Here is a 15,246-nt window from a genome sequence, read left to right as displayed (position 1 = left end):
CACGTCGCCCGGCGCGTTCGAGTTGACGGGGTCAGAGTCCATGACGATGCTTGCGACGCAATGGCGCAAGCAGTTCCCCCAGCCCGTTGTGATCGATCTCGTGCATCAAGGCCAACAGGCTTCCCAGCTCCCCCTTGGGAAAACCCTTGCGGGCGAACCATCCCAGGTAATCCCCAGGCAGATCGGCGATCAGTCGGCCCTGGTATTTGCCGAACGGCATCTGCCGAGTGACCAGCAATTCGAGGGTCTGCGGATTCATCGAGGGCACCAGCTGCGTGAAGGGTCCGGGACGATACTGCAATCTGCACGAAGGCCAAAGCGCCGTCATGCAGAACGCAGGACGCCATAGCTTTATTTAAAACTTAACCTGTTGATTTTGCTGAATTAATTTAAATTGAACAAGTTGGCATGAAGGCTGCTCCTATCTCTAGGACTAACACCTGATCCCTGTTCAAGGAGTAAGCATCATGAGCGATCTCAATAAAGACATCATCGAAGTACTGAACGACCTGATCGAAACCAGCAAGGACGGTGAAAAGGGTTTCCGTGAGTCGGCCGACGACATCAAGAACCCCCAGCTCAAGCAATTCTTCGTAGACCGTGCTGCCTCCTGCCGCACTGCCGCTACCGAGCTGCAGTCGGAAGTGCGTCGTCTGGGCGGTGATCCGGAAACCACTACCAGTGTTTCCGCAGACCTGCACCGTGGCTGGGTCAACCTGAAGTCCCTGGTGACCGGCAAGGATGAAGAAGCCATCCTCAATGAAGTCGAGCGTGGCGAAGACGTGGCGCTGAAGAGCTACAAGAATGCCCGCGAGAAGCTGATCAAGCTGAATGTGACCACCGCCGACCCGGTCTACGCGCTGGTTGAAAAGCAGCTGCAAGGCGTACAGCAGAACCACGATAAAGTGAAAGCCCTGCGCGACGCTGCGCGCGCTCGCTCTTAATCGGGCAAGCTCTCCACCCGGTTGCGGCCCATGGCCTTGGCCCGGTAGAGCGCTTCATCCGCGACACCCAGCAGACCGGCCAGGTCCTGCTGGGTGGCCGGTTCACGAATGCCGATGCCTATACTCACGGTAATCGGTGCCGTATCCCCTGAATGTCTAGGTAGTGCGTCCATTCGCGCGCGGATACGCTCGGCCAATAGCAATGCGCCCGCAAGCCCTGTCTGGGCAATACACCTGAAACTCTTCTCCTCCATATCGCGCGGCAACATCAGCCGGCCGACGAATGCACTCGGCACTGGTCAACGCCAATTCGCGCGACGCATGGCCCCCGCCCGCGTGTCCATGGCATTGATTGCACGCCTTGAAATGATCCCCATCGATCATCAACACCGCCATGGTCGTGCGATTACGCTGCGCTCTTGCCCACTCCTGCTTCAACACCTGATCCAGTCGGCGGCGGTTGGCCAGGCCCGTCAAGCTGTCAGTGGCCGCCAGGATCTCCAGGCCACGCTCGGCCTCTTGCCTAGGGCGCAGCTCGCGACCCAGCAGTAGCGTCAGCCAGAACATACCCAGGCACAATGCGCCGGTCGCCACGCTGACAAGCAGGACGGTGCGGCGCCAAGACCGATACACCTCGTCGGAGGACTGTGTGACCAGAACGATCAGCGGCAGCTCTGCCACTTGGCAAAGGTATACAGGCGTTCGCGTCCCAGAGAGGCCGAAGGCGCCGTGAAGCTGCCGTTTCGCTCCCGGCGGATACGCTCGAAGTTGGGGCGCTTGCTGTAATCACTGCCAATCACCGAGTCATGTGCTTCGGCAGGCTGTCGAGCCAGGAGCAAGCCGTCGCTGTTGATCAGGTTGATGCTGCTGTCGGTGCCGATATCCAGACGTTGAACAGCTCAGTGAAATAGGACAGCCGCATCGAGCCGGCAACCAGTCCCGCGAACTCGCCCTTGAGTCCTGAAGTCCGACGGGTGAAGCTGATACACCACTCCGCGAGCACGGCCAGGCAGCTCCCCAGATTGAGGATCAGCTCGGGACGAAACGTGTACAGAGAACGCGGTGGTCGAGTGGGCAACGTCATGCTCGCTACTGCAAATTCTCGAGCCAGGAGGGCAGGGCCTTTACGCGGCGGGGGGATTCTAGGGAGCGTGCCCTGACCGGACAACCGTTTGGCGCGCCGTCCGGCGGAATGAGCCGGCGATGCGCCGGCTCATGTGTCTCGGGATTTGCTGCCGATCAGAAAACGTCGAACGGATAGTCGACGATCACGCGGTACTCATCCACATCGCGATCCACCGCGGAGTAGCCCTGGCTGCCGCGATGGCTGGCCCAGCGCAGCAGGACCGACAGATCCTTGTAGTCGCCTTCGCGCACGACGTACTTGAGGTCGATATCGCGTTCCCAGTGATGTGCGTTCTTGCCGTCCTCCTGGTACCAGCTGCCATACGCCACGCTGGACGCATCCGCCTTGGTCAGGTCGACCTCACCGCGCGAGTAGGCCACCGTCGACGTCAGCCCAGGCACACCGACGCCCGAGAAATCGTAGTCGTACTGCAGCTTCCACGAACGCTCGTTGGGGCCGTTGAAGTCCGAGTACATGCGCGAGTTGTCGAGAAACACGCTGTCGCCCTGGTTGATGTAGTCGAACGGGGTATCCCCGTTTACGCGCTGGTAGGCGGCAGTGACACTGTGATGACCGGCATTGACGGTGAAGTGCAGGCTGTAGGTGTTGTTGTCGATATGGCCGAGCAGTGCCTGGCCGGTATCCTGGGTGTGGTAATAGTGCAGGCCCGGGTTGAGGCTCAGCCAATCGTTGACCACGTGGACGTAGTCGAAGTCGGCGTAGTACTGGTTCCAGACGTCCTTCAGCTCGGCGGCATACAGGCTGGCCACGATGTTTTCGTTACCACTCCAGACCGCGCCCGCCCAGTTCAGATGCTGGCTCTTGGTGCCTTCCGGCAGTTGGGCATAGAAAGTGTCGATGCGCCGATGGCCGCTCTGGTTGTAGGGCTTGGTGAAGCTGGCCTGGCCGCCTTCGAGCAACAGCCCGTCGATGCTGTTGTTGGTCAGGCTGACCCCGCGAAACGTCTGCGGCAGCATGCGCGTCTCGCCACCGGCGATCACTGGATTGCTGAGAAACAGGTCGCCTGCCTTGAGCTCGGTGTCGAACGCCTTGAACTTGATCGCCGCGCCCGCGGTGGAAAACGAGTCAGGCGCTTTGCCCAACTCGCCATCTTCGTTGTAGTGGACAGGCAGGATGCTGCTGCCCGCGTGCCCGCCACCGCCATCGAGCTTCAGGCCCAGCATGGCATGGGCATCAACGCCGACGCCGATCACACCCGGCGTGTAGCCCGATTCGAAACGTGCGATGAAACCCTGGCCCCATTCACGACCATCGCGGTAGCCACGATCGAGCTGATTGCGGTTGAAGTAGGCGTTGCGGGCGTGCAGCTTCAGGGACGAACCTTCGATGAACCCTTCGGCCTGATCTTCGTCGGCCTGGACGGTAAGGGGGATCGTTGCAGTGAGTGCAAAGAACAGCGGGGTAAAACGAAACGCGGAAGGCACCGGTACAAGCTCCTCAAACAGGTGCGTGGCAGTTGTTATTCTCGATTCGAGCACGTTTGGATAAAGTGCGAACCCGACAGGCGGGGAGTTGCCACGCATGAAAAAAGCCGCTGATCGGCAGCGGCTTTTAGAGGCTAACACATCGATGCAGGCAGTGGCCATGCAATGGCCAAGCGGCCGTTAAAGTGCGAAATGACGCCTGCTCAACTCTCGGAGCTGTCATCTATTGCAGTCTGCGAGGCCGCCTGCTGTGCGTCTTTTGCCGACTCTGCCTGCTGTTTCGCGTAAGTATCGCGAGCCTGTTGATGAGCGGCGGAAAGTTCGGCATTGCGCGCAACGAACGCTGGCGATTCTTCCGCCATGGCCAAAGGCGACAATAACAAGGAAGACAAGACGAATACGCTGGCAATACCCATACTGTTGGACATTTGATAAAACCTTCTTGCAAGGCAAGTGTTAATTGGACAGGCCTAATCTAATACTCCGAACAGGGACGAAACAGCGCTTGGGTGAAGAAGCACTGTTGTGGGAAAAGTAACAATCATGCGGCTATCGTTCGGCGAACATCCGCTAATCCGCGTACTAGAGAGCTTAGCGCTCGTCGACTGCGGTTTTGCGTACCGCTTGGCCGTGGTGAAACAGACGCTCCAGCGTGAGGTAGATGACCGGCGTGGTGAACAAGGTCAGGGCCTGGCTGACCAGCAACCCGCCCACCACGGCGATTCCCAATGGCTGACGCAGCTCGGCGCCCGCTCCAAAGCCGAACATCAACGGCAACGCCCCTAGCAGGGCGGCAAGCGTAGTCATGATGATCGGGCGGAAACGTGTCAGGCATGCCTGGCGGATCGCCTGCTCGGGTGACAGGCCCTGGCGGCGCTGGGCGTCCAGCGCGAAATCGATGAGCAGGATGCCGTTCTTCTTGACGATCCCGATCAGCAGCACTATGCCGATCAGGCCCATGATGCTGAAGTCCTGGCCCATCAGCCACAGCAGCGCCACGGCGCCAAGACCGGCCGAGGGCAAGGTGGAAATGATCGTGAGCGGATGCACGAAGCTTTCGTAGAGCACCCCGAGGATGATGTAGACAGCTACCAGCGCAGCCAGGATCAACCACGGCTGGCTCGACAACGAGCTCTGGAACGCTTGGGCCGCACCCTGGAAATTACCCGTGATCGAGTCGGGCATGCCCAGCTCCTGTTGGGTACGATCGAGGATCCTCACTGCATCGCCCAAGGCAACGCCTGGCGCGAGGTTGAATGACAGGTTGGCTGCCGGGAACAGGCCATCGTGACTGATCGACAGCGGGCCGGTGCTGGGCGCCGCGGCCTTGGCGAGCGCTGACAGCGGGACCATTTCTCCCGTCAGGGGCGAGCGCAGATAGAAAAAATCGAGGCTTTGCACCTTGCCACGCTGACGAGCATCGAGCTCCAGGATCACTTTGTACTGATTGGTCTCGGTCTGGAATTCACTGATCTGGCGCTGGCCAAAGGCATCGTACAAGGCCTGGTCGACATCCGCGGTGGTCAGGCCAAAGCGCGCCGCAGCCTGGCGGTCGATATCGATCCGCGTGACGCTGGCGCCCAACTGCAGGTCGTTGGACAAGTCGCGCAATTGCGGGACCTGATGCAGGCGCTCGGTCAGGCGTTGAGTCCACAGGTTCAGCGCCTGGCCGTCGTTGCTCTTGAGCACATACTGGTACTGGGTCCGGGAAGGGCCGGAACTGAGGTTGATATCCTGGCCGGCCCGCAGGTAGAGGACAACGCCTGGCACCTCGGCCAGCCTGGGCCGCAGTCGATCGATCAGCTCGCTCGCCGAGACGTCGCGTTCGCCGCGGGGTTTCAACGCGATCCAGAATCGGCCGTTGGCGATCGTCTGATTGCTGCCGGTCACCCCCACGGCGTGGGAGAAGGCACGCACCGCCGGATCGGCTGCGATGATCCTGGCCAGCGCCCGGTGCTTTTCGATCATGGTCGGGTAGGAAACATCCGCCGCCGCCTCGCTGGTACCGAGAACGAAGGCGGTATCCTGCAACGGGAAGAAACCCTTGGGGATGGCGACATAGCCCGCGACCGCCAACAGCAACGTGAAGCCGAACACACCCAGGGTCAGGCGCTGGTGAGCGAGCGCACGATTCAGGCCTGTCTCGTACCATCCCAGCAGGCGCTCCCCGAGGCCGCCTTGTCGCTCGCGCGGTGGACGTCGCATGAGTAGCGCGCTCAACGTTGGCGCAAGGGTCAGCGACACCACCACGGAGATCAGGATGGTGGCCGTGGCCGTCAGGGCGAATTCCTTGAACAGGCGACCTACCACGCCGCCCATGAACAGCAGCGGAATGAACGCGGCAATCAGCGAAAAGCTGATCGACACCACGGTGAAACCGATCTCGCCGGCTCCCTTGATCGCCGCCGTACGGCTGTCATCGCCAGCCTCCAGGTGACGATGGATGTTCTCGACCACGACGATAGCGTCGTCGACCACGAAACCCACGGAGATGACGATCGCTACCAGGGTCAGGTTGTTCAGGCTGAAGCCGAGCAGGTACATCACCGCGCAACTGGCGATCAGCGAAACCCCCAGCACGCTCGAGACCACGAAGGTCGCCGACCACTGGCGCAGGAACAGCGCCATGACCCCGATCACCAGCGCCACGGCGATCATCAGGGTCAATTCGACTTCGTGCAGGGAAGCGCGGATGGTCTGGGTACGATCGTTGAGCACACGGACCTCGACCGATGCCGGCAGCATTTCCTGCAGCCTGGGCAGCGCTCCAAGCACGCGGTCGACCGTGTCGACGATATTGGCGCCAGGCTGACGGAATACCACCAGGTTGAGGCCTGGCTGGTCGCCGGACCAGGCCTTGACGTAGGTGTTCTCCGCGCCCTGGATCACCGTGGCGACATCCCGCAGGTGCACCGGAGCGCCCTCGCGGTAGGAAACGATCAGTTGCGCATAGTCATCGGGATGGAACAGCTGATCGTTGGCGGCGAGGGTCGACACGCTGTGCTCGCCGTACAGCGCGCCCTTGGCCAGGTTCAGGCTGGTCTGCTGGATGGCCAGGCGCAGGTCGGCCAGGGTCAGGCCGACCGCGGCGAGTTTTTCCGGTTGGGCCTGGACGCGGATCGCTGGGCGCAGTTGCCCGGTGATGTTGATCAGACCGACCCCATCGATCTGGCTCAACTGCCGGGCCAGCAGGGTTTCGGCGTAGTCGCTCAAGGCCTCCCCAGGCAATTGCGCCGAGCTGACGGTGAGGATCAGTACCGGGCTGTCGGCCGGATTGACCTTGCGCCAGGTGGGCGGGTTGGGGAGATCCCGAGGCAGGCGCGAGGTGGCGGTATTGATCGCCGCCTGCACCTCTTGAGCCGCCGTGTCGATGTTCTTGTCCAGGCTGAACTGCAGGATCAGCGTCGTCGAGCCCAAGGCGCTGCTACTGGTCATCTGGCCCATGCCAGGGATGGCGCTGAACTGCACCTCCAGTGGGGTCGCTACCGAGGAGGCCATGGTTTCCGGGCTGGCACCGGGCAACTGTGTCGTGACCTGGATGGTCGGAAAGTCGGCTTCCGGCAAAGGCGCGACCGGAAGGCGAGGAAAGGCCACGGCGCCGAGCAAAAGCAGGGCGAGCGTCAGCAACAACGTGGCTACCGGATGATCGATGCACCAGGCCGAGACTCCGTTGCGTTCGATCATGGCCGGCTCCGTCCATCGGCCATGTCATCGCTGTCCGTGTTCGCCTCCTGTGGGACCACCTTGACCCGCGCTCCGGGCTTGAGCCGTGATTGACCATCGAGTACCAGAAGGTCGCCGACCTTGACCCCAGCCACTGTGGTCAGTGCACTGTCCTGGTAAAGCACCTTGACGGGAACGCTGGTTACTTGGTCGCCCTCCAGGCGATAGACGAAGTGGCCATCGAGCCCGCGTTGCACCACTGGCGGCGGCACGACCAGGGCCTGTTGATCGATGCCCGTGCGCAATTGCACCGTGACCAGTTGGCCTGGCCACAGACGCGCATCGGCGTTGCCGAATTCGGCCTTGATCCGCACGGTGCCGGTGTTGGCTGCGATCTGGTTGTCGATCAGCGCCAGATGGCCTTCGCCAAGCAAGGTGTTTTCACCGTCCGCATCCATGAAAGCCAGCACCTGCGCGGGCGTGGATGCCTTGAGCAACTTCTGCAGGGTCGGCAGCATCTGCTGCGGCAGGGAGAACTCCACGGCGATAGGATCGATCTGGGTCACGCTGAACAGGCCCCTGGCGTCGCTGGAACGCACCAGGTTGCCTTCATCGATGTTGCGGATACCCACGCGCCCCGTCACCGGGGAATGGATCTGCGTATGGGACAGCTGCACCTGCGCATTGGCGATGGCCGCCTGGTTGCCTTTCACCGTTGCCTGCAGCTGGGTGTAGAGCGCTTGTTGCTGGTCGAGGGTCTGCTTCGACACGCCGTCGTCGGTGCTGAGCAAACGGTAGCGCCTGAGGTCGACCGCGGCTCCTTGCAATTGCGCCTGGCTCTGCCCGAGCTGGGCGCGGGCCTGGTCCAGGCTGGCTCGGATCGAGCGATCATCGAGGGTGGCCAGCAGATCGCCCCGACCGACCCACTGGCCTTCCTTGACCAACACCTTGGTCAGGATGCCGTCGACCTGCGGCCGTACCTCGACACTGTGCAGCGACAGCACCGAACCGAGCGCGCTGACATGCCGTGGTACATCCTGCTGGGCTACGCTGATCACGCGCACCGGGATGGCTGCCGACGAGCGTGGTGCAGTATCGCTCTGGCGTTCGTTCAGCCAAAAGACCAGCGCGGCGAGGAGGGGCAACGCCAGGAAGGCCAGGACGATCGAGCGGGAAGGACGTCGCATGCAGAGAAGGCACCAGGGAGAAGGTTCGCTATGAGTCATCTTATAGCGCCTGGATCGGGTCGGCGCAGTGACGTGAAAGTGACAGCGTTGAAAGCTTAGTCGTCTCGCGCTGCCCCGACCCGCTTCAGAATCCGATAAAGGCGTAATAGAGCGGCGGCGCGTCGGTGATCTCCAGGCCATGGGCGACCAGGCCGCTGGCCAGCTCGGCATCTTCCACATGCAGGTTCCAGCGGCTGCCCTGATCCGGCGGCAGGTCCTCGAGCGCTGACGCCAGGACGCCCATGTTGGGCAGGTAGGCCGTGAAACCATTGTTCTTGAAGGCGCTGGTGGTCATGCCCAGGGCTTGGCAGAGAGCGACCTTGGCGTGGATCTCATCACGGTCGGTCTGGCGCGAGGCTTCGATGAGCGAGGCGAGCTGCGGATCGAGCAGCTTCCCGCCAAGGATCAGCTCGGGCCCGTCTTCTCATGCCTGCGGTGGACAGTGCTTGTTCTCGGGTCGCAGGGGAGATGCGGATTGATTTCCATCGGATAGATCCGACAGACCAATGGGCGGGCGTCATAGATGCTGCATCGATCGCGCGCATCCAGGTAACGGCAGCGTTGCGGATTGAAGGCGGCGAAGGTGACCGATACCTGCAACTCGCCGCTGCCGCAAGGCACTGGCTGCGAACGACGCATGACATGCGTGCGTTGGCCAACGGGGATGCCGAGGCCACTGGCGAGAAAGCCTTCGATCAGCACGATCACCTGCCTGTCGTCCCGCGCCCAGCGCTGGGTTTCGGCCAGCGTCAACGGGACATGATGACCGGTACAGCACTTGCCGCACCCGTGCAGGCAAAGCGAATGCGCTGCGCCGTGTCGCTCACGGTTTGCCCGTGGCCCACTCGGTCACGAATGCGCGCTTTTGCCGTTTGTCATACAGGCACAGCTCGGTGCCGCGCTGCTTTTTCAGGTGGGCTTGCGGATAGCGGCCCTCGATCAACAGGGCGCTGAAACCCACCTGGTCATCGAACTCCGCGGGCTTGCCACTGGCATGGGCGTCCTTGAGCTGGCTGGCGGCCAGGCAGGTTTTCAGCACCTGCTGACGGTGATCGTTCCAGGCCTGTTCGCTGGAGCCGTGCGCCATGCTGCTGGCCAAGGCACAGGCCAGCAGGGTGAACCTGAGATAGTTCATTCGCTTCACCGGAAATATATCCAAGGGTCGCGAATTATGCCGCACTCCGTCCCTACTGCAAGTCGCAGTGCATGTCTGCACGCTTAGCTGCGCTTCATCAGCGCTCCGTGAAGACCACTGCGCGCGCCGCCACCAGCAGGCAGTCGGTCAGCTCCGGCGAAGAGAACTTGGTCAGGATGGCATCGGCCCCGGCTGCCTTGGCTTTCTCACCGCTCATGCCGGCATCCAGCGAGGTATGCAGGAGCACGTAGAGGTGCTGGAAATCCGGCGTTTCCCGAAGGGAGCGGGTAAAGGCATAGCCGTCCATCTCGGACATCTCGATGTCCGACACCACGATGTTGATCTCCTGGCCGGTGCCCTGCAGCTCCAGCAGCAGATTGATCGCATCCCTTGCGCTGCGGGCCGTCCGGCACTCGACGCCCAGGTTGCGCAGGGTATTCACCGACTGCTGCAGGGCGACCTGACTGTCATCCACCACCAGGATATTGGCCGCGCCGAGCAGGGCGATGTCTTCGCGCTCCAGCGCACCGGGAAGCGGTTCGGGCTGGGCTGGCGCAATGGTGTGGATGACCTTTTCGATGTCCAGCACCTGCACCAGCCGGTCATCCACCCGGGTGACGCCGGTGATGAAGGACTTGTCCCCCGAGCCGTAGGGCGGCGGCTTGATGTCGGTGCTCAGGCAATGATGGATCTTGCTCACGGCCTGCACGTGCAGGCCCTGGCGCGAGCGGCTGATGTCGGTGACGATCAGGCAGCCGCCATCCGGGTTAGCCAGGGGCCGTTCGCCGATAGCGCGCGACAGGTCGATCACCGAGAGCGGCGTACCGCGCAGGGTAGCCACGCCTTTGACATGAGGATGCGATTCCGGCAGTCGGGTCAAGGGAGGGCAAGGAATGATCTCGCTGACCTTGAGCAGATTGATCGCCATCAGCTTGCCGCTGCGCAGGGTAAACAGCAGCAGGGACAAGGTGTCCGCGCAGGCATTTTGCTTGGTCATGGGTGACCTTCGGGTTCTGTCGATTGAAGAGGATGAAGGGTTATCGACCTGGCGGGGCTGGGCTTTAGGCGTGATGAAGTATTGAGAAGTGTGGTAGTGGCTATTTGTCATGCTTTTTGCCGCACGCCCAATCGCTTGGCGAGGCGGCTTAGGTTTGCGCGATCCAAGAGAAGCTCCCTTGAAGTAGCGGCCCAATTGCCGTCATTGCGAGCCAGGCACGCTTCTATCATCTGGCGTTGATATATATCCGTTGCTTGGCGAAGACCTCCATCAAGTAACAAGGGTGGGGACGAAAGTTGAGATTGCACGTGGGCAACTGGCGATACAGTGCGTAGATCCAGGTCGACGGCCTCCAATGTCAGGATACGTGGCCGTTCCGGATGTTGGCCAAGTGCCTTGAGGGCGGATCTGCCTATCAGGTGTTCGAGTTCGCGCACATTGCCTGGCCAGTCGTAGGCAAGCAGGGCGGCTTGCGCATCGGCGCTCAGGCGCAGGCTGTTCAACCCCATGCGCGAGCGGTTCTGCTCGAGGAAGTAACCGGCCAGCAGCAGCACGTCGCGCCCGCGCTCGCGCAGCGGCGGAACCTGCAGGGGGTAGACGCTGAGCCGATGATAGAAGTCCGCGCGGTAACGTCCGGCACGGACTTCCTCGGGCAGGTCGCGATTGGTCGCGGCGATCAGGCGGACATTCACCTGATGTTCACGGTCCGAGCCCAGTCTCTGCAGCTGGCCGCTCTGCAGGACGCGCAGAAGCTTGGCCTGAACCAGCAATGGCAGCTCGCCTACCTCGTCAAGGAACAAGGTGCCGCCATGGGCCAGTTCGAACTTGCCGCGCCGCTCGCCATGGGCACCGGTAAAGGCGCCGCGGACATGGCCGAACAGCTCGCTCTCGACCAGAGTGTCGGGCAGCGCCGCGCAGTTCAGGCTGATCATGGGTTTGTCGGCTCGGGTGCTGGCCTGGTGCAGCGCCTGAGCGACCAGCTCCTTGCCCACGCCGGTCTCGCCGGTGATCAGCACGGTGAGATCGCTGTTGCCGACCAGGCGAATCTCCTCGAGCAGACGCTTGTGTACCGGGCTCTGGCCGATCATCTCCTTGTGCTGTTGGCCGCTGGCCTGGCGGTAGACCTCGGCACGTTGGTGCTCGTCCTCGACGCGCAGGGCCAGGTGCTGGATGCGTTCGGCGACCGTGACAGTCGCGGCGGCCAGGCTCGCGAAGGCTTGCAGGGCGTCGAGTTCCAGTGCCTGGAACTGGCCTGGCGTCAGTGCGTCGAGTGTCAGCAGTCCCCAGGGTCGTTCATCGACCATCAAGGGGCAGCCCATGCAGTCGTGAACCTCGAGGTTGGCGTGAGGGGCATCGACCAGGCCGTCATAGGGGTCGGGCAGTTCGCTGTCACTGGCGAAGCGAGTCGGCTCCGGATTGTCGAGCAGCACTTGAAAGCGCGGATGTTCGGTGACTCGAAAGCGTCTGCCCAGGGTGTCGGGTGACAGGCCGTCGACTGCCAGCGGTACGAGCCATTCACCGTCCAGTCGCAGCAGCGCCGCGGCATCGCAGGGCAGCAGCCCGCGCATGGCCTGCAGGAGGCGGCGATAGCGTTCCTGATCGGGCAGATCGCGGGAAAGATCGCTGACAAGAGGGAGCAGTGCGGTGAGCAGTGGCTTTGCAGTCATAAAGACCTCCTGTTGGTCAATATGACTATATCGTGCCCTGAGTCATTTTGACTTGATCATGCTCAACTAACTGATTTTCAAGGACAAGAAACTTGGCATGATTGATGAATCATTCGTGGCAGACCATTCGAGCCCAGGCTCAGGAGTTGCTGCAATGCTCAATGCCCAACAACGTACGATCATCAAGGCCACCGTGCCTCTTCTGGAAAGCGGCGGCGAAGCGCTGACCACGCACTTCTACAAGATGATGCTCGATGAGTACCCCGAAGTACGCCCCTTGTTCAACCAGGCCCACCAGGCCAGTGGCGATCAGCCTCGTGCTCTGGCCAATGGCGTGTTGATGTATGCCCGTCATATCGACCGGCTGGAACAGCTCGGTGGCCTGGTAGGGCAGATCATCAACAAGCATGTGGCTCTGCAGATCCTGCCGGAGCACTATCCCATCGTCGGCGCCTGCCTGCTGCGCGCTATCGAGGAAGTGCTGGGCAAGGACATCGCCACCCCTGAGGTCATCGATGCCTGGGGCGCGGCCTATCAGCAACTGGCCGACATTCTGATCGGCGCCGAAGAGAGCCTCTATAAAGAAAAAGCCGAAGCCACCGGCGGCTGGCGCGGTGCGCGGCAGTTCCGCCTGGTGCGCCGAGAGCAGGAAAGCAGCGAGGTCGTATCCTTCTACTTCGCGCCGGTCGATGGCAAGCCGGTGCTCAAGGCGGCGCCAGGCCAGTACATCGGTCTGCAGCTATTCATCGACGGCTCCGAGCAGCGCCGCAATTATTCGCTGTCGGCCTTGTGCGACGGTGAGCAGTACCGCATCAGCGTCAAGCGTGAAACCTCGGGCAAGGCCTCCAATTACCTCCACGACCAGATGATGGTTGGCGAAACGCTCGACCTGTTCCCTCCGGCGGGCGATTTCACCCTCACCGAAAGCGACAAGCCATTGGTGCTGATCAGCGGCGGTGTGGGCATCACCCCGACCCTGGCCATGCTCGAGGCGGCTCTGCAAGGCAAGCGCGAGGTGCACTTCATTCACTGTGCGCGCAACGCTAGCGTTCACGCGTTTCGCGAGTACGTCGACGGGCTGGCCGCGCGGCATCCGCAGTTGCGCCGCTTCTATTGCTACGCCGAAGATGATGGTAGCGCGCAGGCCAATGCCGTTGGCCTGGTCAGCCAGGACCTGCTGGCCGAATGGCTGCCGCGCGAGCGAGACGTCGATGCCTACTTCCTCGGGCCCAAGAGCTTCATGGCGGCGGTCAAGCGCCAATTGAAAGGGCTGGGTGTACCTGAGCAGCAAAGCCGCTACGAGTTCTTCGGGCCAGCCGCAGCCTTGGAATAAAGGCAGGACTTCGCCTAATGCCGGTCAGTCAAAAAGGTATTCGATCTTCACGTGCTGAAGCTTTTGTCTTTGGCTTCTGAAATATCCAGTGATGCTGCTGGCCTATCGCGGGACAAGCCCGCTCGCCACTGAGAATGTACCGTGCACCGGTGGCGAGCGGGCTTGTCCCGCGATAGGCCAGCAGCATCACTGAAGAATCTGAAGGCTGAAGGCAAAGAACCAACGTTTGAAGATCGAACACCTTTACTTGACTGACCGGCATTGGGGTCTTCACTGGCCTGCACTGTTCGTCAGGCCTCCAAGGCCTGAGAGCAATGCAGGCTGTCTTCAGGCCTCGAGCTGCTTAGGTGCCTCGTAGGGCTGCCAGGGGCGGCATCTTTCATCTTTAATCCTTCTTTAATCTCTGTATCCTTCACTCCCGGGTGTCGAGGGGCTTGCGCCTGTCTGATATCCGCTCGCCGCGCTTTTCCGCGGCCGACGTTGAACCGGCGTCCATACGACCGGTCCTAGTCATCTCCGGATAGCCCAGCGCAGTGTTCAGGCGACGCTCGTCGACTCACTCAAAGGTCATTTGCAGCGTGTAGACTGACGCCCCGACCGGCTTGCCCTGTCAGGCGAAGGTCCTGCTCCGTGACCGCGCAGCCCCTGTCCATCGAAGGAAACGGCAATGAACGAACAAACATCGCGCCTGAATCGTGAGCGGCGCTTTCTGGTGCTGCTGGGCCTGATCTGCCTCTCGCTGATCGGCGGCGCACTCTATATGCAGGTCGTCCTGGGCGAGGCGCCTTGCCCGTTATGCATCCTCCAGCGATATGCCTTGTTGTTCATTGCGTTGTTCGCGTTCATTGCCGCCTCCATGCGCGGCAGTCGGAGCCTGACCTTCTTCGAAGGCCTGGTCGTGCTAAGCGCCATTGGCGGAATCGTTGCGGCCGGCCGCCATGTGTATATACTCGCCAACCCGGCGGTCAGTTGTGGCATCGATACCCTGCAGCCGATCGTTGACGACCTGCCTTTGGCTCACGTATGGCCGCTGGCGTTTCAGGTCGACGGTTTCTGCTCCACGCCCTATCCGCCTATCGGTGGTCTTTCCCTGGCGCAGTGGGCACTGCTGGCGTTCATCCTGACCGCTGTTCTGGTGCCGTTTTGCATCTGGCGCAACCGTCGTCAGGCTTAGACCAAAGTCCATGTTCGGTGCAAGTCTTTTGCATGAGCAAGCGCTCCCCGAATAACCACGCAAGCTTGCTGGATGTCCTGGATAAACCCTTCTAGAACGAGGCTTTCAAGCCGGTCTGGGAGGGTGCGACAAACTGTCGCGAAGTTGATTTTTCAGGTCTGATTGTTACTGATTCTGCAAAGGATTGTTGTCCAATAAGTCATAGTCAAGGGTTGGCGACCTATCTACAATCGCCCCCAATTTCCGTTCGGCACTGCTTGCGAGTCGCAGGATTGAAGGGAGCCAAGGCTCCTTTTTGCTGACTTCGACAAGTTCCGCCTGCGGCGATACCGGGCGGACCCCCCTCCGCGATTTCTCGCACCAAATGGACTTGGTCTGGAATACAGGCCTTAGCCTACGAAATCACATAAAGCACCGTTTAATCGCTCGAATGCCCGGCCTCAGCAGTCGGATGCCTGGTATGAGCGAAACAGAGCCCCAAATGCTGACGCTTGGCAGGACGAAGTGTTGGCTACCAAAACACAATTGCATTGAAG

11 protein-coding genes and 2 pseudogenes are annotated in these 15,246 nt (G+C 61.3%); 3 read left to right on the top strand and 10 right to left on the bottom strand.

Annotation, left to right across the window (positions count from 1 at the left end; genetic code table 11):
• Positions 1-31 precede the first annotated feature (31 nt).
• A complete protein-coding gene (locus tag G7009_RS09055; protein ID WP_181129654.1) occupies positions 32-259 on the bottom strand; it encodes a DUF3820 family protein in 228 nt (75 codons plus the stop codon).
• A gap of 208 nt (positions 260-467) precedes the next feature.
• On the opposite strand from G7009_RS09055, the gene G7009_RS09050 reads away from it, so the two are divergent.
• Positions 468-944 (top strand): ferritin-like domain-containing protein, encoded by a 477-nt coding sequence (locus G7009_RS09050; RefSeq protein WP_181129653.1) that lies wholly within the window; start codon positions 468-470, stop codon positions 942-944.
• Here G7009_RS09050 and G7009_RS09045 read toward each other — a convergent pair.
• From G7009_RS09045 to norR, 9 genes and pseudogenes are all read right to left on the bottom strand, one after another.
• Positions 941-1,938 (bottom strand): annotated as a pseudogene (locus G7009_RS09045) (diguanylate cyclase); the annotation flags it as partial. The gene G7009_RS09050 and the pseudogene G7009_RS09045 overlap by 4 nt on opposite strands.
• 245 nt (positions 1,939-2,183) lie before the next feature.
• Positions 2,184-3,515 (bottom strand): OprD family porin, encoded by a 1,332-nt coding sequence (locus G7009_RS09040; protein WP_181129652.1) that lies wholly within the window; start codon positions 3,513-3,515, stop codon positions 2,184-2,186.
• A gap of 203 nt (positions 3,516-3,718) precedes the next feature.
• Positions 3,719-3,943 carry a hypothetical protein gene (locus tag G7009_RS09035; protein WP_181129651.1) on the bottom strand — a complete coding sequence of 75 codons (225 nt, stop codon included), beginning with the start codon at positions 3,941-3,943 and terminating at the stop codon, positions 3,719-3,721.
• 163 nt (positions 3,944-4,106) lie between these two features.
• Positions 4,107-7,199, bottom strand: coding sequence for a multidrug efflux RND transporter permease subunit (locus tag G7009_RS09030; RefSeq protein ID WP_181129650.1), 3,093 nt, complete (start codon positions 7,197-7,199; stop codon positions 4,107-4,109).
• Complete coding sequence (locus G7009_RS09025; RefSeq protein ID WP_181129649.1) at positions 7,196-8,365, bottom strand: efflux RND transporter periplasmic adaptor subunit; 1,170 nt, start codon at positions 8,363-8,365, stop codon at positions 7,196-7,198. The genes G7009_RS09030 and G7009_RS09025 overlap by 4 nt, the downstream gene beginning before the upstream one ends.
• Before the next feature lie 124 nt (positions 8,366-8,489).
• Positions 8,490-9,231, bottom strand: a pseudogene (locus G7009_RS09020) (YkgJ family cysteine cluster protein).
• The gene (locus G7009_RS09015; protein WP_181129648.1) at positions 9,228-9,539 is read right to left on the bottom strand and encodes a hypothetical protein; all 312 of its coding nucleotides are present in this window, start codon (positions 9,537-9,539) and stop codon (positions 9,228-9,230) included. The pseudogene G7009_RS09020 and the gene G7009_RS09015 overlap by 4 nt, the downstream one beginning before the upstream one ends.
• A gap of 97 nt (positions 9,540-9,636) precedes the next feature.
• Positions 9,637-10,536, bottom strand: coding sequence for a chemotaxis protein (locus tag G7009_RS09010; protein ID WP_181129647.1), 900 nt, complete (start codon positions 10,534-10,536; stop codon positions 9,637-9,639).
• A gap of 107 nt (positions 10,537-10,643) precedes the next feature.
• Positions 10,644-12,203, bottom strand: a complete 1,560-nt coding sequence (gene norR, locus G7009_RS09005; protein WP_181129646.1) for a nitric oxide reductase transcriptional regulator NorR — start codon at positions 12,201-12,203, stop codon at positions 10,644-10,646.
• A gap of 154 nt (positions 12,204-12,357) precedes the next feature.
• Here norR and hmpA point away from each other — a divergent pair, with 154 nt between their 5' ends.
• Positions 12,358-13,536, top strand: coding sequence for an NO-inducible flavohemoprotein (gene hmpA, locus G7009_RS09000; RefSeq protein WP_181129645.1), 1,179 nt, complete (start codon positions 12,358-12,360; stop codon positions 13,534-13,536).
• A 667-nt stretch (positions 13,537-14,203) separates the two neighbouring features.
• A complete protein-coding gene (locus G7009_RS08995; protein WP_181129644.1) occupies positions 14,204-14,710 on the top strand; it encodes a disulfide bond formation protein B in 507 nt (168 codons plus the stop codon).
• Positions 14,711-15,246: the final 536 nt, after the last annotated feature.

This window comes from Pseudomonas capeferrum (genome assembly GCF_013523055.1).
GTDB lineage: Bacteria > Pseudomonadota > Gammaproteobacteria > Pseudomonadales > Pseudomonadaceae > Aquipseudomonas > Aquipseudomonas capeferrum_A.
This window is presented reverse-complemented; position numbering and strand designations above follow the sequence as displayed.